Origin of the sequence: Sphingomonas sanxanigenens DSM 19645 = NX02, from assembly GCF_000512205.2 — a bacterium.
GTDB classification, from domain to species: Bacteria; Pseudomonadota; Alphaproteobacteria; order Sphingomonadales; family Sphingomonadaceae; genus Sphingomonas_D; species Sphingomonas_D sanxanigenens.
The window spans coordinates 3,956,308-3,977,500 of record NZ_CP006644.1 but is presented as its reverse complement, the minus strand read 5'-3'; the positions used below and the strand labels follow the sequence as shown (position 1 = coordinate 3,977,500).

The 21,193-nt window shown below is 68.0% G+C and carries 17 protein-coding genes and 2 rRNA genes (1 of these 19 cut by a window edge); 8 read left to right on the top strand and 11 right to left on the bottom strand.

Going from position 1 to position 21,193, the window contains the following annotated elements; translation table 11 throughout:
* Both NX02_RS18070 and rrf read left to right on the top strand, forming a co-directional pair.
* A 23S ribosomal RNA gene (locus NX02_RS18070) occupies positions 1-996 on the top strand (it extends 1,794 nt beyond the left edge of the window).
* A 101-nt stretch (positions 997-1,097) separates the two neighbouring features.
* Positions 1,098-1,212 (top strand): 5S ribosomal RNA (rrf, locus tag NX02_RS18065).
* 220 nt (positions 1,213-1,432) lie between these two features.
* Here rrf and tnpC read toward each other — a convergent pair.
* From tnpC to NX02_RS18025, 8 genes are all read right to left on the bottom strand, one after another.
* Positions 1,433-2,992: an IS66 family transposase gene (gene tnpC / locus NX02_RS18060; RefSeq protein WP_025292356.1), complete on the bottom strand. Its 1,560-nt coding sequence runs from the start codon at positions 2,990-2,992 to the stop codon at positions 1,433-1,435.
* Positions 2,993-3,047: 55 nt separating this feature from the next.
* Positions 3,048-3,395, bottom strand: coding sequence for an IS66 family insertion sequence element accessory protein TnpB (gene tnpB / locus NX02_RS18055; RefSeq protein WP_025292355.1), 348 nt, complete (start codon positions 3,393-3,395; stop codon positions 3,048-3,050).
* Complete coding sequence (gene tnpA / locus NX02_RS18050; protein ID WP_007407193.1) at positions 3,392-3,754, bottom strand: IS66-like element accessory protein TnpA; 363 nt, start codon at positions 3,752-3,754, stop codon at positions 3,392-3,394. The genes tnpB and tnpA overlap by 4 nt, the downstream gene beginning before the upstream one ends.
* A 93-nt stretch (positions 3,755-3,847) precedes the next feature.
* A complete protein-coding gene (locus NX02_RS18045; protein ID WP_025293605.1) occupies positions 3,848-5,467 on the bottom strand; it encodes a long-chain-fatty-acid--CoA ligase in 1,620 nt (539 codons plus the stop codon).
* Complete coding sequence (locus NX02_RS18040) at positions 5,467-5,775, bottom strand: DUF4387 domain-containing protein (RefSeq protein ID WP_025293604.1); 309 nt, start codon at positions 5,773-5,775, stop codon at positions 5,467-5,469. Before NX02_RS18040 ends, NX02_RS18045 begins: the two co-directional genes overlap by 1 nt.
* Positions 5,776-5,801: 26 nt before the next feature.
* Positions 5,802-7,187 carry an acyclic terpene utilization AtuA family protein gene (locus tag NX02_RS18035; RefSeq protein ID WP_025293603.1) on the bottom strand — a complete coding sequence of 462 codons (1,386 nt, stop codon included), beginning with the start codon at positions 7,185-7,187 and terminating at the stop codon, positions 5,802-5,804.
* 42 nt (positions 7,188-7,229) lie between these two features.
* Entirely contained in the window at positions 7,230-9,440 is a 2,211-nt protein-coding gene (locus NX02_RS18030) for a TonB-dependent receptor (RefSeq protein WP_025293602.1), read from the bottom strand.
* 278 nt (positions 9,441-9,718) lie between these two features.
* Entirely contained in the window at positions 9,719-10,498 is a 780-nt protein-coding gene (locus NX02_RS18025; protein ID WP_211258227.1) for a GntR family transcriptional regulator, read from the bottom strand.
* Between the two features lie 65 nt (positions 10,499-10,563).
* Between NX02_RS18025 and NX02_RS18020 the strand changes: the two genes are divergently transcribed.
* Positions 10,564-11,868: a CitMHS family transporter gene (locus tag NX02_RS18020; RefSeq protein WP_245648634.1), complete on the top strand. Its 1,305-nt coding sequence runs from the start codon at positions 10,564-10,566 to the stop codon at positions 11,866-11,868.
* 132 nt (positions 11,869-12,000) lie between these two features.
* Here NX02_RS18020 and NX02_RS18015 read toward each other — a convergent pair whose 3' ends face one another.
* Positions 12,001-12,879, bottom strand: a complete 879-nt coding sequence (locus NX02_RS18015; protein WP_025293599.1) for a LysR family transcriptional regulator — start codon at positions 12,877-12,879, stop codon at positions 12,001-12,003.
* A gap of 160 nt (positions 12,880-13,039) precedes the next feature.
* Between NX02_RS18015 and NX02_RS18010 the strand changes: the two genes are divergently transcribed.
* The 5 genes from NX02_RS18010 to NX02_RS17990 all read left to right on the top strand — a co-directional run bounded on the left by NX02_RS18010 (position 13,040) and on the right by NX02_RS17990 (position 17,926).
* A complete protein-coding gene (locus NX02_RS18010) occupies positions 13,040-13,264 on the top strand; it encodes a hypothetical protein (protein WP_025293598.1) in 225 nt (74 codons plus the stop codon).
* A complete protein-coding gene (locus tag NX02_RS18005) occupies positions 13,254-14,255 on the top strand; it encodes a phosphoglycerate dehydrogenase (protein WP_025293597.1) in 1,002 nt (333 codons plus the stop codon). The genes NX02_RS18010 and NX02_RS18005 overlap by 11 nt, the downstream gene beginning before the upstream one ends.
* A 2-nt stretch (positions 14,256-14,257) precedes the next feature.
* Complete coding sequence (locus NX02_RS18000) at positions 14,258-15,520, top strand: glycerate kinase type-2 family protein (protein WP_025293596.1); 1,263 nt, start codon at positions 14,258-14,260, stop codon at positions 15,518-15,520.
* A 5-nt stretch (positions 15,521-15,525) separates the two neighbouring features.
* Positions 15,526-16,608 carry a tartrate dehydrogenase gene (locus NX02_RS17995; RefSeq protein ID WP_039997757.1) on the top strand — a complete coding sequence of 361 codons (1,083 nt, stop codon included), beginning with the start codon at positions 15,526-15,528 and terminating at the stop codon, positions 16,606-16,608.
* A 169-nt stretch (positions 16,609-16,777) separates the two neighbouring features.
* Positions 16,778-17,926 (top strand): AbrB family transcriptional regulator, encoded by a 1,149-nt coding sequence (locus NX02_RS17990; protein WP_025293594.1) that lies wholly within the window; start codon positions 16,778-16,780, stop codon positions 17,924-17,926.
* 7 nt (positions 17,927-17,933) lie between these two features.
* On the opposite strand, the gene NX02_RS33620 is transcribed toward NX02_RS17990, so the two are convergent.
* Together NX02_RS33620 and NX02_RS17980 are read right to left on the bottom strand one after the other, a co-directional pair.
* Complete coding sequence (locus NX02_RS33620) at positions 17,934-20,225, bottom strand: TonB-dependent receptor domain-containing protein (protein ID WP_425424047.1); 2,292 nt, start codon at positions 20,223-20,225, stop codon at positions 17,934-17,936.
* Positions 20,226-20,229: 4 nt separating this feature from the next.
* Positions 20,230-21,180 carry a FecR family protein gene (locus NX02_RS17980; RefSeq protein WP_025293592.1) on the bottom strand — a complete coding sequence of 317 codons (951 nt, stop codon included), beginning with the start codon at positions 21,178-21,180 and terminating at the stop codon, positions 20,230-20,232.
* Positions 21,181-21,193 lie beyond the last annotated feature (13 nt).

Genomic DNA, 21,193 nt, shown 5'->3' with positions numbered 1-21,193 from the left:
GAAGCCCAGGTAAACGGCGGCCGTAACTATAACGGTCCTAAGGTAGCGAAATTCCTTGTCGGGTAAGTTCCGACCTGCACGAATGGCGTAACGACTTCCCCACTGTCTCCAGCACATGCTCAGCGAAATTGAATTCTCCGTGAAGATGCGGAGTACCCGCGGTTAGACGGAAAGACCCCGTGCACCTTTACTGCAGCTTCAGAGTGGCATTAGGAAAGAACTGTGTAGCATAGGTGGGAGGCTTTGAAGCATCGGCGCCAGCCGGTGTGGAGCCATAGGTGAAATACCACCCTGTTGTTTTCTGATGTCTAACCTCGCACCGTCATCCGGTGCAGGGACCCTCTGTGGCGGGTAGTTTGACTGGGGCGGTCGCCTCCCAAAGAGTAACGGAGGCGCGCGAAGGTTGGCTCAGGACGGTTGGAAACCGTCTGTTAGAGTGCAATGGCATAAGCCAGCCTGACTGCGAGACTGACAAGTCGAGCAGAGACGAAAGTCGGTCATAGTGATCCGGTGGTCCCTCGTGGAAGGGCCATCGCTCAACGGATAAAAGGTACGCCGGGGATAACAGGCTGATAACCCCCAAGAGCTCATATCGACGGGGTTGTTTGGCACCTCGATGTCGGCTCATCACATCCTGGGGCTGGAGCAGGTCCCAAGGGTTTGGCTGTTCGCCAATTAAAGTGGTACGTGAGCTGGGTTCAGAACGTCGCGAGACAGTTTGGTCCCTATCTGCCGTGGGCGTCGAAATTTGAGAGGAGTTGACCCTAGTACGAGAGGACCGGGTTGAACATACCTCTGGTGGACCTGTCATCGTGCCAACGGTGCAGCAGGGTAGCTATGTATGGACGGGATAACCGCTGAAAGCATCTAAGCGGGAAGCCTCCCTCGAGATAAGATTTCACAGAGCCGTGGAAGACCACCACGTTGATAGGCCGGATGTGGAAGTGCGGTAACGCATGGAGCTAACCGGTCCTAATTGCTCTATTCGCGCTTGAGAGTCTCACCATCAACGACAGCCCTGGGCTGTCCGGTTATGGCTCCCAGCCTTCAAAACATCGATCACCCAAACACCGCAAAACATTGCGCTGGCTCCACAGCTTGGTGGCCATAGCGTCTGTGACCCACCCGATCCCATCCCGAACTCGGACGTGAAACCAGACTGCGCCGATGGTACTATCGCTTAAGCGATGGAAGAGTAGGGCGCCGCCAGGCTTTGAAGCCAGCGCAATCACACAACGGTGCATCCAGAACCCATTCACATAACGCCTCCAACAGAGGCTCGAAACGGCCGCCGATCGAAAGATCGGCGGCCGCTTTCGTTTGTGCCCTTCCGAACAGGCCGCCGCGGCCCGCCCGGCATCCGTTCACCCGCCACCCGCCGGCAATTCCTCCCGCAGCTCCTTCTTCGTAAGCGTGGCGTGAGGACCGCAGTTTATGCGGCTTGGGCTGTTGGCTGATCTGTCTGGGGCACCCAGTTCCACGGCATCAGCTCGTCCCAGCGGGTGGCGGGCCAGTCGCCGGCGACCCTGGCGATGACATCGGCGATATAGGCCTGCGGGTCGACGCCGTTGGCCTTGCAGGTCTGGATGACGGTGTAGATGGCGGCGGCTCGCTCGCCGCCTGCGCGCGAACCCGCGAACAGCCAGTTGCGCCTTCCCACGGCGACGCCGCGCAGGGCCCGCTCCGCGATGTTGTTGTCGATCTCCAGACGCCCGTCACCCAGGAAGCGGCACAGCGCCGGCCAGCGTTTGGTGCCATAGGCGATGGCTTTGGCCATGTCGGACTTGGGCGACAGGCGGCGAAGGGCAGCGTCGAGCACCTCGCGCAAGGCGTCGACCAGCGACTGGCTTCGTTCCTGTCGCGCTCGACGGCGTACATCCGGCGGCTGACCACGCACCTCCGCCTCGACGGCATAGAGCGCGCCGATGCGCTCCAGGATATCGGTGGTCAGCGGCGTGGAGAGGCGCTCGTGCAGGTCGAACACCTTGCGCCGGAAGTGTGCCCAGCATGCCACCTCTGTGACGCCACCGCGGTACAGGGCGTCATAGCCCGCATAGGCATCGGCCTGGAGAAAGCCGCGAAAGCCGGCGAGATGCGCCTGCGGGTGCGCCGCGGTGCGGTCGGGCGTGAAGCGATACCATGTTGCGGGCGGTGTCGTGCTGCCGGACGCCTGGTCGTCGGCGGCGTACACCCACAGCCGCCCGGTCGCGGTCTTGCCACGGCCGGGGTCGAGCACCGGCACCGGCGTGTCGTCGGCATGGATCTTGTCGGCCTTGAGCACCTCGTCACGGATACGGCTGACCACCGGGTCGAGCAGTGCTGCAGCTTGCCCGGCCCAGCCCGCGAGCGTCGAGCGGTCGATCTCGAGCCCCTGCGCGGCCATCATCTCGGCCTGGCGGTACAACGGCAGATGGTGGTCGAACTTGGAGACGACGACGTGCGCCAGCGTCGCGAAGGTCGCCTTGCCCCGCGCCACAGCGCTGACCGGCGCGGGTGCCTGGACGATCTTCTCGCAAGACCGGCAGCTGTATTTGGGGCGGACGTTGCGCACGACCCGCCAGCGCACCGGCACGATGTCGAGCATCTCGTGCGCGTCCACGCCCAGCCGGCGCAGCGCACCACCGCAGTCCGGGCAGGTGCAGATACCGGACGCCGGCTCGTGGACGACCTCCTCGCGCGGCAGATGCTCCGGCAGACTGCGGACCGGTGCCAGGCGCGGCGCTACTCCAGGCGCCGCAGTCTCGACTTCGGAAACATCCCGCTCCGTTTCCAGCTCTTCCAGCGCCAGCTCGAGCTGTTCGATCTCGCGGCCCAACTTCTCGGAGGAGGCACCGAACTGCATCCGCCGCAGTCGGGCGATCTGCCCGCGCAACGTGTCGATGAGCAGATCGCGGGCGGCGAGCGCGGCATTCGCCCGGGCGAGCGATGCCTCCAGCGCGGCGATCCGCGCGGTGGCATCAGCAGGGGAAACAGGCGCTTCCAGCACCCGCATTTCATAACAGATCACGCATCGACGGGCGAGAAAAAGCGTCGCAAAACCGCCGTTTTCACCCCGCCAGCGTCGGCGTGAACGTCCGCTCTGGGCGACGCCAGTCGATGCCCTCCAGCAGCATCGACAATTGTGCCGGCGTCAGCGTCACCGTGCCCGTCGCGGTCACCGGCCAGACGAACCGACCCCGGTCGAGCCGCTTGGAGAACAGGCACAGGCCTTGCCCATCGAACCACAGCAGCTTGACCAGATGACCCCGCTTGCCCCGGAACGCGAACAACGCGCCCGAGTGCGGGTTCTGGGCCAGCACCTGCTGCACCAGTACCGCCAGGCCATCGAACCCTTTGCGCATGTCGGTGACGCCACACGCCAGGAACACCCGCGTCGGCAACGGCGTGGGGCTCAACGCAGCACCGACAACACTCGCGCCAGCGCGCCGGCGTCCACCGACCCGTCCACGCTCACTCGGACGCCACCCGGAAATTCGATGCAGATGAGGCCAGACGTGGATGTCGCCGGCTGCGGCGCAGGTGCGGCGACATCGGCCACGCGCACCTCGGCGAATGCCGGCAGCGCAGGCGCGACCCCGCCCAGCTTGCCCAGCCGCGCCTGCTTGCGCCACGTATAGATCAGGCTGCTCGACACCTCGCGCCGGGCGATGACATCACGGACCCGCACGCCCGGCCGGAACGCCTCGGCCAGGATCTCCAGCTTCTCCGCGTCCGACCAGCTCCGTCGGCCCGATACCCGGCCGACCACCTCCACACGACCAGTCGTACGAGCGCTCGTACGACCAGTCTCAGAACCGAAAACCTCCCGCACCGCCCGCGCCCTCGTCAAAGACGATAAGCATCCCGGCTACGGCCAAACGGGCAAGGCGGCCCTCAGGCCACGCTTACCCTTCTTCGACAACTTGCCGATCAGCGTCCGCGGCAGCGTGTCGCGGATCTCGATCTCGCGCGGGAGTTCGATCTTGCTGATCCGCGTGCTGAGGAAGCCGCGCAGTTCGGCGGGGGAGGCGGTTTCGCCGGGGCGCAGCACGACGAACGCCTTGGGCGCCTCGCCGCGATAGTCGTCGGGTACGCCGATCACCACCGCCTCGGCGACCGCTTCATGCTCGTACAGCGCATCCTCGATCACCCGCGGATAGACGTTGTAGCCGCCGCACAGGATCAGATCCTTGATGCGATCGACGAGGAACAGATAACCGTCGGCGTCGAGATAGCCGACATCGCCGGTTCTCAGCAGGCCGTCGACGAGCACCTCCGCGGTTTCGGCGGGCCGGTTCCAATAACCCTTCATCAGCTGCGGACCCGACACGCAGACCTCGCCGGTCTCGCCGATAGCCAGCGGCTCGCCGGTTTCGAGCGATCGGATGATGATCGTCGTGCCGGGCATCGCCACCCCGGCGCTGCCGTCGCGCGGCTGGGCGTCTACCGGGTTGCAGGTCACCGTGGGGGACGCCTCGGTCAGCCCATAGCCCTCCACCACCCGGGCGCCGGTACGCGCTTCGAAGCGGCTGCGCACCTCGGGCGGCAGCGGCGCCCCGCCCGACACGCACAGCCGCAACGCCGCGGTGGACGGCAGCTTGGTCTCGGGCAGCGCATTGAGCGCGATCAGGATGGTCGGCACGACATAGAGGCGGTGCGGCCGCGTGCGCTTCATCGCGGCAAGGAAGCTTGCCATCTCGAAGCGCGGCAGCAGCACGATGCGCGCGCCGGTCTGGATCGCGTCGTGGAAGGCGGAGGTGAGCGCGAAGACGTGGAACAGCGGCAGCACCGCCATCACCGTCTCGGGCCCGGCCGTGCGCGTGCTGTCGTGCGCCGCCACCTGCAGGCAGTTGGCGACCAGCCCGGCGTGCGTGAGCATCGCCCCCTTGGGCAGGCCGGTGGTGCCGCCGGTATATTGCAGCACCGCCACGTCATCGGGCGTCCGGGAGACCGATAAGGGGGTGTTAGGGGTGCGTTCGAGGTGTCGGAAGGGGGTGGTTCGAGCGTCGGCGGCGCGCCGATCGAGGATATCGCCACGCCTGAGCGCGCGATAGGCGAGCCCCTTCAGCGTCGGCAGCGCCGCTGCCATCGGGCAGGAGATGATGTGCGCGATCGACGCCACCGCCGCGACCTTGGCGTGGACCGCGGGCAGATCGATGACGAAGGCGATCTTCGCGCCCGAGTCCGCGACGAGATGGCCGATCTCGCGCGCGGTGTAGAGCGGGTTGGTGCCGACGACGATGCCGCCGGCACGCAGCACCGCGAAATAGGCGATCACATAATAGGGGCTGTTGGGCAGGCACAGGCAGACACGGTCACCCGAGGCGAGCCCCAGCGCCTGCAGCCCGGCGGCGACGCGCCCCACCGCCGCGTCGAGCGCCGCATAGGTCATGCTCCGGCCGATGAAGTCGAGCGCGACGCGATCGGGCCATTGCGCCACCGCGCCCGCGAGGAGGTCGGTGACGAGCGCCGGCGGCGGCACCGCCATCAATCGAGCTCGACGTCGAGCAGGCGGACATATTGCTGCCCCGAATGCATGTCGCGCTCCACCATGCCGCCTTGCGACGTCGCGCGCGGATAGGAGATCTTCAGCACATTGAGGTCCGGCGCCGGAATGCGCTTCACCAGCGCCGGATCGGTGCCGAACAGACGGGCGAAGAGGTCTGGCGAAAGCGCCGGGCTGGCATGATATGTCTCGAACGCTTGCGGTCCGTCGAACCACAGGTCGATCGTGATCCAGAAGGGCCCCGCCTGCTTGGAGCGGATGTGCGGGCAGATGTCGCGGATCTTGGCCATGATATGCTTGTCCTTTCTGCGCGCGGTCAGGCCTGGCCACCGAGCCAGACGGTGCGCACCAGCGCCATCGGATCGTCGAGCGCGACGACATGGTTGAGCTTGAACTCGTAGACGGGCCCGCGCGGCACGTCGGCGGGGGAGAAGGCGAAGCCGTAGCTCGGCAATTCCTTGTCCATCACCGCGGGGTAATGGAAGAAATAGGGGTTGCAGCTGTGCGCGATCGCGTTGGCCAGTTCCTGCGTCCGCGCGGTCGAGACGAACAGCACCCCCAATTCGCGCGGCGCTGGCGTGCCCGCGGGCACCGCGGCGCCGTCCACCGCGTTCCAGCCATACATGCGCAGCGAGATGTGGAAGTCGCCCAGCTCCTCCGCCGGGATCGACTGCCGGGTGCGCGCATAGAGTGCCGCCAGGAAGCGGTCATGGAAGCCCGAAACGTCGCGCAGCACGTCGGGATCCTGGATGCCGACCAGCATGATCGTCTGGAACATGCCGCCGCCGGCCCCCTCCAGCTTCATCGTATAGGGATGCTCCTCCCACACCGAACCCGTCACGCGGGTGGTGCGGCCATCCTCCAGCAGCGCGTAGCGCGCGCCGCTGACCTCAAGCACGCCGCCCGGTTCGGTCAGCCGATAGGGATCGGTATTCTCGTAGAGCATGTGGGTGGAGACGCTGAGCGGCGTGCATTGATTGTCGAGCGCCAGCGGCTGGACCTCGAACCCGTCCGCATCGAGGCTGAGCAGCACGCCCGCGGTCAGCCGGTTGACCGCGCACTGGCCGCCGCACTCGCCGATCTTGCCCGCATGCCACGCCGCCCCCCATGGCGCGCCCTTCCAGATCGCGAAGCTGGCCAGCACCGCCGTATCGGTCGATCGGCCGCCGAGGATCACGTCGGCCCCCGCTTCCAGCGCGGCGATATAGGGCTCGACCCCCATCAGCGCGACGATATGGTCGCATTCGTCCACCGTCGCGTCGTCGAGCGGGCCGAGCGGGGGCAGCGGCCTGATCCGCCCTTCGGCGTTGAGCGCCTTGATAAGGTCCTTCTCCTGCTCGCTGTAGAGCAGGGCGATCTTCGGGTTGATGCCGAGTTCGGCGACGATTTCCAGCAATATGTCGCGCGTCCAGTCGAGGTTGATGTCGCCGCCGGCCTGTCCGGACGTGCCGATGATCACGGGGATGCCCGCCTTGGCATGCGCCTTCATCAATATGGTCAGGTCATGCTTCACCGCGCTGCGGCTGTTCTTGGACTTGCCGGTGGCGAGATAGGCGGCGCCGCTGTCGGTCGAGCCGGCGTCCGACGCGATCGCCTGGGCGCCCTGCGCCAGGCCGTAATCGACTTCGTCTTGCTTCACGCCGGCACCCAGCGATCCGCAGGGCACGATGATCTTCACAGGGGCCGAAAGGGGCCGGCTCATAATTTCACTCCATGATGGGAAAGGGTGGGGCCGCCTGTCGGATCAGCGGCCATCGAGCTTCCACGCCAATGTCACGCCATAGGTGCGTGGCGGGTTGTAGGTGCCGAAGCTCGCGCCGAGGAAAACCGACTGGAAGGTGCGGCTGCGCTCGTCGGTCAGGTTCTTGCCCCACAGCGACAGTGACCAATGGTCGGCGATGCCGGCCAGGATCAGCCGCGCGTCGACGAAATGGGTGTGGGGGCGGATTTCGGGCGGCTGGTTGCTGTTGTCGTCGAAGATCCGGCTTTCGTAGCGATAGTCGGCGGCGGCGGTCAGCTCCAGCTCGCCGCCGAGGCCGAGCGTATAGGACGGCGACACGGTGAGCTTGTGCGTCGGCGTGCGCGAGATCGTGTTGCCGGAGCGATCGACCCCGCCATCGTCGAACCGGTCGAAGCGCGCATGGGTATAGGCATAGGCGGCCGAGATGGCGAAGCCGGGGAAGGGGCGCGCGTCGAGCTGCGTTTCATAGCCCTTGATCGTCGCCTTGCCGGCATTGTTGGTGCGGATCGAGCCGTCGGGCCGCACCTGCCGCGTCTGCAAGTCGCTATAATCGATGTAATAGAGCGTGTTGTTCCAGACCAGCCTGCCGCCGAAGAAGCGGCTCTTCTGGCCGATCTCATACTGGAGCGCGGTCTCGGGATCGAAGGGCGTCAGCGCATCCTCCGCGCTGGAGGGCGTGTCCTGGAAGCCACCGCTCTTGAAGCCGCGCGAGACCATCCCGTAAAGCAGATGGTCGCGCGCCGGCTTGAGGTTGATGCCCGCGCGATAGGTGACGTCGTCCCAGCGTTTCGAGGCGGTGACGTCGAAGATTTCCTCGCCCCGCAACGGCGCATCGCTCCGCAGGTTGCCGACATTGTAGGTCTTGTCGTCACGCGAATAGCGGGCGCCGCCGATCAGGCTGATCGTCTCGGTGATCGGCACGGTGACGTCGCCGAACACCGCGATGCTGTCCAGCGTGGCGCGCTGGTCGTAGATCTCGGTCAGCGGGATCGGTGCGACGAATAAAGTGTCGAGCCTGAAGATGTCCGACCGCTCGGTCTGCTGGCGATAATGATAGAAGCCGGCGACCCAACTGATCGCGCTGCCGGCGGGCGACGACAGCCGCACCTCCTGGCTCGACAGCTCGGATTGCTCCTCCTCGCCGCCGCTGATGTCGACGAGGTTGGTGGAAGGGTTGCCGCCGTCGAAATCGTAGCGCGAGCGATAGTCGAGGTCGCGGAACGAGCCGAGGACCGTCAGCGTCGCGAAATCGAGATCCCAGTCGATCTCGCCGCGGACGCCGAACGTGTCGCGCTTCTGGTAGCCCGCGAACGAACCGGCGGTCGTCTTGGGATCGCGATCGACGGTATAGGCGGCGGAGAGCGGATCGGTCGGATCGAGGTCGAGCACATGCTGCGCGGGGCCCGTCGCGCGGTCGCGGGTGCCGTCGACGGTGAAATGCACGCTCAGCCGCTCGGTCGGTTCTGCATAGAGCTGGACGCGGCCGCTCAGCGTGTCCTGATCGTCGACGCGCTCGTCGAGCAAGGTGTTGCGGGCATAGCCGTCATGCGAGCGATAGGCGCCGCTGGCGCGGATCGCGCCGGTGTTGGCGGCGAAGGGCAGGTTGACGAAGCCGACGCCGTCGACGCGGTCGTAATTGCCATAGCTGAACTCGGCCGCGGCGTCGGTCGCCGACGTGTCCGGCCGCCGGGTGATCACGTTGATGCCGCCGCCCACCACGTTGCGGCCGTAGAGCGTGCCCTGCGGCCCCTTCAGCACCTCGATCCGTTCGATATCGAACGCATCGAACGCGACCGCGGCCGGGCGGCCGAGATAGATTTCGTCGAGGAACACCGCGGCACTGGGGTCGCCCGCCGCACCGCGGTCGGACGAACCGATGCCGCGCACCGCGAGGCGGGGCTGGCTTGCCGGGAAGGCGTCGTAGCTGAGGCCCGGCGTGCGCGTGACGATGTCGTTGACCCCCTGGATGCGCGCCTGCGCGATCTGTTCGGCGCCGAAGACGGTGACGGTGACAGGCACGTTCTGCAGGCTCTCGCTGCGACGCTGCGCGGTCACGATGATGTCCGCCACCGCATCGGCATCCGGCTGGGCGGGCCGATTGTCCGCGGCCGCGTCGGCCGGACGGGTCTGCGCATGTACCGATTGTCCGATGCTCGCCAGCGCACAGGCGATCGCCAGTGCGCCGGCATGTTGATTGATGCGTGGTCCCGCCATTCGAACACCCTCTCCGGTCTTTTTGATGGCCATGCCGGCCTTATCAGGTGTCGGTTTATGAATTTTGCATCCATTCCGTCAATCAATGATTCTATGCAAAATCCGTTATGGTCATCCGGAGAAATTTCAGGCAGCAAGGGCGAGAACTGGCATTTCCGCAACACGGCGGAAGCGGCCGAACGATGCAGAACAGCCGGTCGCAGGAGGGTGTCGCGCTCTATTGGATGCAAAAGGCCCGTGACGCCGCGGGCGGGGTGCGGCGCGCTATGCCGCCGCGATCATCGCCGCGTGGCGATGGTGGCGAGGCGGTGCTTCGTGTCCAGCACATGCTCGAGCATGTGGCGCTCGGCCAGCGGCGCATCCTCGGCGGTGATCGCCGCCAGGATATGGCCATGGTCGGCCTGCGACTTGAGGATGTGCTGCGGCGGTTTCGCCGGGATCGCGCGATGGCGCTGGGGCACCAACTGCGCGACCGCCGGGCACAGCCGGGCGATGTCGCCGAAGATCGGATGGATCAGCGTCATCCGCAGCGCGTTGCGGATCACCACATTCTGCGACGCGGCGACGATCGTGAAGTGGAACAGCCGGTTGTTGGCGTACCAGTCATGCTCGATCGCCTCGGACCACAGTCCGCCGTCGACGATCGCCTGTCCGTGCGCGACCATGGCGCCCAGCGCCGCCAGCCCCTCGGCGCTCCAGCCATGGTCGACGGAAAGCCCGCACGCGCGGCTTTCCAGCACTGCGCGCGCCTCGATCGCATCGAGCACGTCGTGGAAGGTGATCTCGCGCACCGTATAGCCGCGGTTGATGCTGTAGCTGACCAGCCCCTCGGCGGAGAGGATCGCCAGCGCGCTGCGCACCGGCGTGCGCGACACGCCCAGTTCGGTCGCGAGCGCCTCGGCCCTCAGCCGGCTGTTGGCCGCGATCACGCCCGTCACGATCCGTTCGCGGACATAGCTCAGCACCGTCATCGTCGCCGGCTCGGTGCGCATCGCTCGGGTCTCGGCGTGGTGGCGAAGCGCCGGTCTGGCGGGGGGGCTGGAACTGCTCGTTGCCATGGCGATCGATCGTCTAGCATCAACCTTCGCCGGCGCGAAAGCGCCGCGATGCTTTCTGGATCCAAATGATGATGCTTGCGCTGCTCGGGTTCGGCACGGTCCTCACCTTCATCGCGCTGATCATGACCCGCCGGTTGTCGGCGGTGGTCGCGCTCGTTTCCATCCCGGTCCTGTTCGGGCTGATCGCCGGCGCCGGTGCGGGGCTCGGCGAAATGATGCTCAAGGGCGTCGCGGACGTCACGCCGGTCGCGGTGATGCTGTCCTTCGCCGTGCTCTATTTCGCGGTGATGATGGACGCCGGGCTGTTCGATCCGCTCGTCCGCCGCACCGTCAGGATGGTGGGCAACGATCCGATGCGCGTGTCGATCGGCACCGTCGCGCTGGGGTCCCTGGTCTCGGTGGATGGAGACGGCACCACCACCGCGCTGATCGTGATCTCGACGATGCTCCCGATCTACCACGCGGTCCGCATGAACCCGATGATCCTCGCGACCCTGCTCGCGCTGACCAACGCGGTGATGAACTTCGTGCCGTGGGGCGGCCCCAGCGCGCGCGCCGCGGCCGCGCTCAAGGTCGATCTGGTGCACGATATCTTCGTGCCGATGCTGCCGGCGATGATCCTCACATTGATCGGCATCTTCGTGCTCGCCTGGCATTTCGGTCGCATGGAGCGCCGCCGGCTGAACTGGTCGCCCTCCGCGCCGCAGCCTACCAAAGCGCGTGACGACGAGGTGGTGCCGCCCGAGCGGCGGCCGCGGCTGATCTGGTTCAACCTCGCGCTCACGATCGCGCTGATGGTGTCGATGATGACCGGCGTCGCGCCGCCGCCGGCGCTGATGATGATCGCCTTCGCGATCGCGCTGACCGTCAACTATCCGTCGCTCAAGGAGCAGCGCGCGCGGATGGAGCAGCACGCGTTCAACGTGGTGATGGTGGTGGCATTGATGTTCGCCGCCGGATCCTTCACCGGCATCGTCGCAGGCACGGGCATGCTCGATGCGATGGCGGCGTCGCTGCTGCACGTCGTGCCGCCGGCGCTGGGGCCCTATCTCGCGTCGCTCACTGCGCTGCTGAGCATGCCGATGACCTTCCTGATGTCCAACGATGCCTATTATTTCGGCATCGTGCCGGTGATCGCGCAGACCGCGGCCTCCTTCGGCATCCCGCCCGAGGCGATCGCGCGTGCGTCGCTGGTCGGGCAGCCGGTGCACTCGTTCAGTCCGCTGCTCGCCGCGGTCTATCTGGCGGCGGGGTTGCTCAGGCTCGAGGTCGGCGACGTGCAGCGGTTCGCGCTGCGCTATGCGGTGCTCACGTCGCTGTTCCTGCTGGCGATGCTGCTGCTGACCGGCGCGCTGCCGCTGTGGGTGTGAGACGGATGAGCTGGTCTGTTTCGGGAGCTGAGGCGCGGCCGTGTGGCCGGCATCGTCCCGGTGCGGGTCGCGATCGGTCCGCTGCGCCGCGCGCTGCCGGGGTCCGGCGCGCGATCCACGCCCAGCGATCCGCTACCGCTTCGTGATCCGCTGCCACAGCGCCTCGGCCGCGGGCGACTGGCGCGCCTTGGGGCGCCACAGTCGGATCTCGATCGGCACGTCGCCCGCCGCGGGGGCGGCGCGGATCAGCGCGCCCGAGGCGAGATCCTCCTCGACGAGGCCCAGGGCGGTCCAGGCGACGCCGCGGCCATCCTTTGCCATCGCGGTCAGCACGCTGGCGAGGTGCGAGGTGAACACCGGCTGCGGCGGCGGCTCGCGCCCTTCCGCCGCCCACGCCGCCGTCAGGATCCGCCCCATCCCCGATTCCGCGGTGAAGCAGAGCTGCGGCGCATGTTCGATGGCGCCGCGCGCGGCGAGGCCGGGTGCGATCACCGGCAGCAGCAAGTCGGTGCCGAGCGCCACCGAGCGGAAGTCCGAGCCGAGCTTGGTCGGGGCGGCCTCGTGGTGATGGCACAGCAGGAACTGCGCGCGGCCTTCCACCATCAGCCGCTCGCAGCCCATCATATTGTCCGCGACCAGCTCGATGCGCGCATTGTTCGTCTGGTCGGCCTCCAGCCGGCGCAGCCAGGCGGGGAAGAAGGTCAGCGACAGCACATGGGTGGAGGCGAAGCGCAGCGTCTCCGCGCTCGATTTGGCGATGGCGCGGGTTTCCTCGCGGCCAAGCTGCAGCCGGCGCAGCGTCTCTTCCGCCACCAGCCGGAAGCGTTCGCCCGCCGGGGTCAGCCGGATGGTGTGGGTGCTGCGATCGACGAGGGTGGCGCCCACCCAGTCCTCGAGCGTGCGGATCCGGCGGCTGAAGCTGGGCTGGCTGACGTTGCGCTGCTCGGCCGCGCGAGAGAAGCCGCCGCTGTCGATCAGGGTGAGGAAATCCTCGAGCCATTCTGAATCCATTTCCCTGCATGCCGTCAATACACTGGTTTTGCAAGCATCGGGCCGCGCATTGGGACCATGTCACGCTGCGAATTAAATGATAGGAACAGTGAATTGGATGCAAAAAATCGTGGCTGCTAAGCGGCCTGCACATGCAGGCGGAAGCGAGGATGAGGCGGGTATGAAGGGGCAGTTCGGCCAGGATCCGATCGCGTTCGACATCGGCGGTATCGCCGCCGGGATGTGCCTGATCGAGAATGGCAGGGCGGGTGCGACGCATGATGTCGAGGCGGAGCGACTCCCGCGATTCAAGGCCGGCCCCTTTGGCAATCCTGTCGCCGGGATCATCTGTCCCCAGGCGGCGCCCAGCGCGCGCGCCGATGCCGGAGCCGTGCATGCCCTCTGAAAACCGCCGCGTCGTCGTCACCCAGCGCTTCTTCGACGAAGCGGCGATCGACTATCTGCAACAGGCCGGCTGCGAGGTCGTGCAAGCCGAATTGCCGGAGGGGCAGGCCGACGGCAATCTTTCCCATGCCGAACTGGTCGAACGGCTGCAGGGCGCGGCGGGGTGGATCGTCGGCCATGCCCGCGTCACGCGCGACCTGATGGCGGAACTGCCGGGCCTCAGGATCATCTCGCGCCGCGGCGTCGGCTATGAGCGGATCGACCTCGCCGCCGCGGCCGACCTCGGCAAGGTCGTCTGCATCGCGGTCGGCGGCAATCATGAATCGGTCGCCGATCACACGATCGCGCTGATGCTCGCGGTCGGCCACCGCTTCCGCGAGACGCAGGCCAACATGATCGACGGCAACTGGTCGATCCTGCTGGGCAATGATCTCTATCGCAAGACGGTGGGGGTGATCGGTCTCGGCCGCATCGGCCGCAGCGTCGTGAGGCGCCTGCAGGGCTTCGAGCCCGAGATCCTCGCGCTCGCCGGCAGCGCTCCCGACGCCCAATTCGCTGGGCAATTCGCTGTCACCTTTGTCAATTTCGAGGCGTTGCTGGCACGCAGCGACTATGTGACCTTGCACGCGCCGCTGACTGCGGCGACGCGCCTGCTGATCGGCAAGGATGCGCTGTCGCGGATGAAATCATCGGCCTATCTGATCAACACCGCCCGCGGCGGGCTGGTCGATGACGAGGCCTTGCTGGAGGCGCTGTGGGCGGGCGAGATCGCGGGTGCGGGGCTCGACGTCTATCTGAGCGAGTCCGATCCCGCCCTGACGTCGATCACCCGGTCGCTGATCGAACTGCCGAATGTGATCGCGACGCCGCATTCCGGCGCCTCCTCGCAGGAAGGCATCGCGCGGACCAACATGGTCGCGGCACGCTCGGTGGTCGCGGTGCTCGATGGCGGCGCGCCGCCCGAGGAATGCCTGCTGGTCGACGGACGGTGAGGATGCGCCGCCGGGCACTGCTCAGCGCGATGTTCGACGCCGCGGTGGCACGCGTCGGCGCCGATCGCTGCGTGCCGCCCAATCTGCCGCCGCGCCCCAGGGGGCGCACGGTGGTGGTGGGCGCGGGCAAGGCGGCTGCGGCGATGGCGCGCGCGGTCGAAACGCATTGGGCGGGGCCGATCGAAGGCGTGGTGGTGACGCGCTATGGCCATGCCGTGCCGTGCGACCGCATTCGCGTGCTGGAGGCTGGGCACCCCGTGCCCGACGCGGCGGGTGTGGCGGCGGCGCAGGCCTTGCTCGCCGCGGTCTCCGGGCTGACTGCCGACGATCTCGTCATGTGCCTGATCTCGGGCGGCGGATCGGCGCTGCTGCCCGCCATGCCCCCCGGCGTCTCGCTGGAGGACGAGCGCGCGCTGACCCGGGCGCTGCTGCGCTCGGGCGCGACGATCGCGGAGATCAACGCCGTGCGCAGGCAGGTCTCGCTGATCAAGGGCGGGCGGCTGGCGGCGGCGGCGACGCCGGCGCGGGTCGAGACCCTGATCGTCTCGGACGTGCCGGGCGACGATCCTGCGCTGGTCGCATCCGGCCCGACGATCGCCGACGCGTCGGGCCCCGAAACCGCCCGCGCGGTGATCGCGCGCCACCGCATCGTGCCGCCGGCGCCGATCGCGGCATGGCTTGAGGGCGGCATGGGGGCAGTAACGGTCCGTTCGGGCGGCGTAAGGGTGATCGCGACGGCGCAGGACGCGCTCGAAGCCGCCGCCGCGGTGGCGCGCGCCGCCGGCTACACGGCCTCGATCCTCGGCGACGCGATCGAGGGGGAGGCGGCGGTGGTCGGCACCGTCCATGCCGGGATCGTCCGGCAGGTGCGCGCGCACGGCCAGCCGGTCGCGGCGCCCTGCGTGCTGCTGTCGGGCGGGGAGACGAGCGTGACGGTGCGTGGGCCCGGCCGGGGCGGGCGCAACGTCGAATTCCTGCTCGGGCTGCTCGATGCGCTGGGCGATTGCCCCGGCATCGCGGCGCTCGCCGCCGATACCGACGGCATCGACGGCACCGAGGACAATGCCGGCGCGGTGATCGACGAGACCTCGTTCGCGCGGGCCGCGGCGCTGGGGCTCTCGCCGCGCGACCATCTCGCGCGCAACGACGCCTACAGCCTGTTCGACCGGCTCGGCGACCTGCTGGTGACCGGGCCGACCTTGACGAACGTGAATGATGTCCGGGCGATCCTGATCGATCCGCCCGGCCGGGGGGACGGAGCGTGACCAAGATGATCGGGGACAATGCGCACAGGATCGCGGTGATCGCGGGCGACGGCATCGGCAAGGAAGTCGTGCCCGAAGGGCTGCGCGTGCTCGAGGCGGTGGCTTCCCGCTGTGGCTGCAGCTTCCGCTTCGATCATTTCGATTTCGCGAGCTGCGACTATTATCTCCAGCATGGCGCGATGATGCCCGCCGACTGGAAGGCGCAGATCGGCGGCCATGATGCGATCTTCTTCGGCGCGGTCGGCTGGCCGGCGACGGTACCCGACCATGTCTCGCTGTGGGGATCGCTCATCCAGTTCCGCCGCGAGTTCGATCAATATGTGAACCTGCGCCCGGTGAAGCTGATGCCCGGCGTGCCGAGCCCGCTCGCCAACCGCAAGCCCGGCGACATCGATTTCTACGTCGTGCGCGAGAACACCGAGGGCGAATATTCCTCGATCGGCGGCCGCATCTTTCCGGATACCGATCGCGAAGTGGTGGTGCAGGAAACGGTGATGACGCGTATCGGTGTCGACCGGATCCTGAAATATGCGTTCGACCTCGCGCAGCGGCGCGACAGGAAGCATGTCACGTCGGCGACCAAGTCCAACGGCATCTCGATCACCATGCCCTATTGGGACGAGCGGGTGGAGGCGATGGCTGCGCTCTACCCCGAGATACGCTGCGACAAATATCATATCGACATCCTGGCGGCGCACTTCGTACAGCATCCCGACTGGTTCGACGTGGTCGTCGCCTCCAACCTGTTCGGGGATATCCTGTCGGACCTCGGGCCGGCCTGCACCGGCACGATCGGCATCGCCCCCGCCGGCAACATCAACCCGGAACGGCGCTTCCCCTCGCTGTTCGAGCCGGTCCATGGCTCCGCACCCGACATCGCCGGCCAGGGCATCGCCAACCCGATCGGCCAGATCTGGTCCGCCGCGCTGATGCTCGACCATCTCGGCGAGCCCAGGGCGGCGGCGTTGGTGCTCGACGCGATCGAGGCGGTGCTCGCCCGCCCGGAATATCGCACCCGCGACCTGGGGGGGACGGCCAGCACCGAGGATTGCGGCAAGGCGGTGGTCGATGCGCTCATGGCAGGGTGAGCCCATATCAGCCCCTCCCCTTCAGGGGAGGGGGAAGGGGTGGGGAAGCGGTGGCGGGGGCTCAATGCCCCCGGCGTCGCTGTTTCCGGCGTTGCCGGAAGCTCGCTGCGCTCGCCCCCACCCCAACCCCTCCCCTGAAGGGGAGGGGGCCGAGGAGGCTGCGTAGGCAATGACCGCCATCATCCGCCTCTGGCACGCCCGCCCTGTCACCTGGGCGATCCTCCTCCTCGTCTCCATCGCGCTCACCGCCGGGCTGCGCCTCGTAAACCTCCCCGCCGCGCTGATGCTGGGGCCGATGGTGGCGGCGATCTGGGTGGCGGACATGCGGCCCGGACTGAAGCTGCCGCGCTGGCTGACCGCTCTCGCGCAGGCGATACTCGGCTGCCTGATCGCCCGGTCGATGACGGCGCCGGTGCTGCTCGAACTGGCGCCGTCCTGGCCCGCGCTGCTGGGCATGAACCTGCTGCTCACCGTGCTGATCATGCTGCTCGGCTTCGTCGCCGCGCGGCTGCATTGGTTGCCCGGCACCTCGGCGATCTGGGGAATGTCGCCGGGCGGGGCCTCGGCGATGGTGCTGCTCTCCGAAGCCTATGGCGGCGACAAAAGGCTGGTGGCGCTGATGCAATATCTGCGCGTCGTCGCCGCGGCGCTCGTGGTGGTGCTGGTCGGCATCCTGTTCGGCCAGCCCCACGCCGGCGGTGCGACGATCGTGCCGGGCGGGCCGGCCACCTCCTGGCTGGCGCTGGGGCCGCCCCTCGCCGTGCTCTGCACCGCGGCGCTGGCCGGCACCGCAACGCTCGCCGCGCTGCTGCTCGGGCGTCAGACGCTGGTGATCTTCGTTTCGGTGTTCGGCGGCATCGCGCTGCAGCTGGCAGGATGGCTGCGGCTCGAAGTGCCGCCGCTCAGCGTCGCGGCGGCGTTCGCGATCATCGGCTGGCACATCGGCCTCAGCTTCACCCGCGCCGCGCTGCTCGAAAGCGCGCGGCTCCTGCCGCGCATCGCGCTCTGCATCCTCGCCATCCTCGCGCTCAGCACCGGGCTTGCGCTGCTCTTCGCCGAGATCATGCGCATCGACTTTCTCACCGCCTATCTCGCGCTCAACCCCGGCGGCACCGACGCGGTGCTGGTCGTGGCGGCGAGCGTCGCGGTGGACCTGCCGCTGATCATGGCGATGCAGATCTCGCGCATCGTCCTCGTCGTGCTGCTCGCGCCGCTGTTCGGCCGCTGGGCGGCGGCCTGGCATATGACGGCGATGCGAAAACGCGACGATGATGGCGATGCCGAGGCGCTGGCGGAGGACGCGGATACGATCGGCTGAAGGCGGTCTACCACCGCCGCGCGATCGACAGCATCAGCGTCCTTGGCCGCAACGGCGTATATTGCGGGCCTTCGCGGATCGAGAAGGGGTTGCCGAACGCGAAGCTGTCGCCGGCGAGATCGAGCGCGTTGTCGAGCGTCGCGCCCACGGTCCATGGCCCGCGCGACACGGTGAGCCGCGCCGCGACCACGGCATAGTTGCCCATCTGGCGGTCGAGGTCGCTGTCGAAGCTCAGCCGCGCGCTGCCGATATAATTGGCCTGGACCGCCGCCTCGCCGCGCCAGCCCGCAATGCCGATCGCCTGCGCCACCTCGACGCGGCCGGTGAGCGCCGGGGCGACGGGAAGGCGGCGATTGTCGAGCGCCTCGCCGTCCGCGCCGCGCAGCAGCCGGCTGTGCTGGACGGCGCCGCCCGCCGAGACGCTGAGCCCGCCGCCCAGCCGCCAGTCGAGCGCGGCCTCGATGCCGATGATCCGCGCCGAGCCGGCGTTGCGCGTCGAGATCAGCCCGTTGGGCAGCAGATAGTCGGACTGGACGCGATCCCACCAGGTGAAATAGCCGCTGCCCGACAGCGCCAGCCGCCCGTCCGCGGTCGCCTTGCGGACGCCGAGGTCGATCGTGTTGATCCGGTCGGCGTCGTAGGTGCCGACCCCCTCGCCGTCGGATACGGCGAGGCCGCCCGGCCGCTTGGCGCGCGCATAGCGGAGGTAGACGATGCCGTCATTCGCCAGCGGCAGCGACAGCGAGGCGCTGGGCGAGACCAGGGTCTTGGTGCGCAGCCGGATGCGTTCGCCCTCGGGTTCCGCGGCCATGTCGCGGGAGACGGTGCGGAAGATGCGCGCGCCCAAGGTCGCGTCGAGCCGGCCGAGCAGGGGCCAGGATGCCTCCCCGAACACGGCATATTCGACCGTCCGGCGGTTGATCGTGTCGACGATCCGCGACGCGCCGGCCTCGTCGGTGATCGTGGCGTCCCCCTTGGAGCGTGCGCCCAGCACGGAAAGGCCGACGAGCCAGCGGCCGCCATCGAAGGGGGAGAGGCGCAGTTCCTGGTTGAACAACGAATAGGTGCGGCGATCCGAAAAGCGCGCCGCACCCTTCAGCCCGAAGCTCGCGGAGGCAGCGCTGGCATCGAGCACCGTGTCGAACCCCTGGCCGACGATGCTGGTCGCCGAAACCAGCCGCAGCCCACCCAGCCGGCCCTCGATGGTCGCATGCGCCATGCCGAAATCATTGTCGGTGGGCTCGGCGATGCGGTTGGGGCGGATCAGCGCATCATTGCCGCTGAGCACATACTGGGTATCACGGGCGTCGATATCCTGTTGCGCGACGCCGAGATCGACCGTCCAGTCGTCGGCGGGTCGCCAGCGCAGCCCCAGCCGGATGCCCGCGACGCGGGTGGAGTTGCTGTCGGTGCGGCCATCCTCATTGTCGATCCAGCCCGCCCTGACGATGCGATAGCCGACCGCGCGCACCGCCAGCCGGCCATCGGCGAGCGGCATGTTCGCTACCGCCTCGACGCTGCCGGCAACGCCGCCATGCTGAACGCCTTCGCCCGACAGGCGCAGCGTTGCCGAGGCATGGTCGAGGTCGGGCCGGCGGGTGACGATGTGATAGATGCCGCCCAGCGCACCCGATCCGTAGAGCGGGCCCTGCGGTCCCTTGAGGATCTCGACGCGTTCGACATCGATCAGGTGCATGTCTGGATTGGGCGCGTCGAAGGTCGCGCGGGTATCGTCGATCTGCACCGCGACGGTCGACTGGCTCTTGCCGATGAACGGGCTGTCGGCGACGCCGCGGATGAACTGGCGGTTGCGGCCGGGGCCGAGATTGGTTTCGGCGAGCCCTTCGGCCCCGAGGGTGATGTCCCGGCTCGAGGGCGTCGCCGGGCCCTCGCCGAACGGCGCGAGCGGGATCACCGAGATCGACATCGGCACCGTGGCGAGCAGTTCGGGGCGCTTCTTCGAGGTCACGATGATGTCGGGCGCCGTCAGCGGCGACAGCGGTGGTTCGGCGATCGGAGCAGGTGGTGGCGGCGCGGACCGTGGCGCGCGTTCGATGCGGTAGGTCGCGCCGGCGCGGCGGGCGCGCAACCCGCTGCCCTTGAGCAGCCGGCGCAGCGCCGCATCGGCGCTCATCCGCCCGGCCACGCGCCGCGTGACGAGGCGCGGCAGCGCGCCGGCGACGCCGATCGAAACGCCGGTCTGCTCGGAAAAGCGCGCGAGCGCGCTTTCCAGCGACCCTGCCGGAATGTCGATCGCGTGGGTTGCCTCGCGCGCGGCGGCGGGGCTGGTGCCGCCGATCGTCTCAGCGACCAGCAGCAGCGCTGAGCCGAACGCGGCCTTCCGCGCGGACGACCCGCGCGCCGATGATCGTCGCGAGGTCGTCCACCAGTCTCGATCCGTCGCCGATAACCAGGCTCCCCGAAAAATGGGCATTCTCCAGCGAAGGATCGATGATGACGGGCGCGTTCGCGTACCGCGATATGTCCGCCGCAACAAGCGAGAGCGGCGCATTGCTGTAGGACAGGCGGCCCGATCGCCAGCTTCCGACATCGTCGGCCGCGACCGCCGACAGGCGCGGCGTATCGTCCGCCGAAACGAGCTGCTGCCCGGCTGCGACGCGCACCGTTTCCATCCGAGGGGAAGCGATGCTGACGACGCCTTCGGACACCGCCACGCGGAAGGCATCCTCCGTCCGGTTGACCGAGAAGCGCGTGCCGATGTCGGTCACGCTGTAGGGGCCGGCGGCCACTGTGAGCGTGCGCGACGGATCGTGCCGCACGTCGAAATAGGCCTCGCCCTGCGCCAGTTCGATCCGCGTCGCCGCCTCGCCATGGACAAGGATCTTGCTCGCCGGGGAGAGCGTGACGGTGGTGCCGTTCGCCAGTTGCACGGTGCGGGCGCGGCTTTCCGCCGCATAGCTGCGCACCGACTGCGTCGCCCATGGCATCGGCAGCACCATCAGGAACGCGAGCGCCGCGGCGATGCCGCCGCCGATCACCCAGGCCAGGCGCGGCAGACGGAAGCGGCCGGGTGGCACCGAGGTTGGGGCCTCAAGCACGTCGCGCACCGCGACACGATGCGTGTCGACCGCGGCATCGACCAGATCGATCGCGTCATAGGCTTCGCGATGGCGCGGATCGGCTTCCAGCCAGGCGATATAGCCGTCCCAGTCGGCATCGTCGCGGGCGAGCACCGCCTGCCAGGCCAGTGCCTCCTCCACGATCATATTGTCTTCGTGCGACCGTCCCGTCATGGCCAGCGCCTTT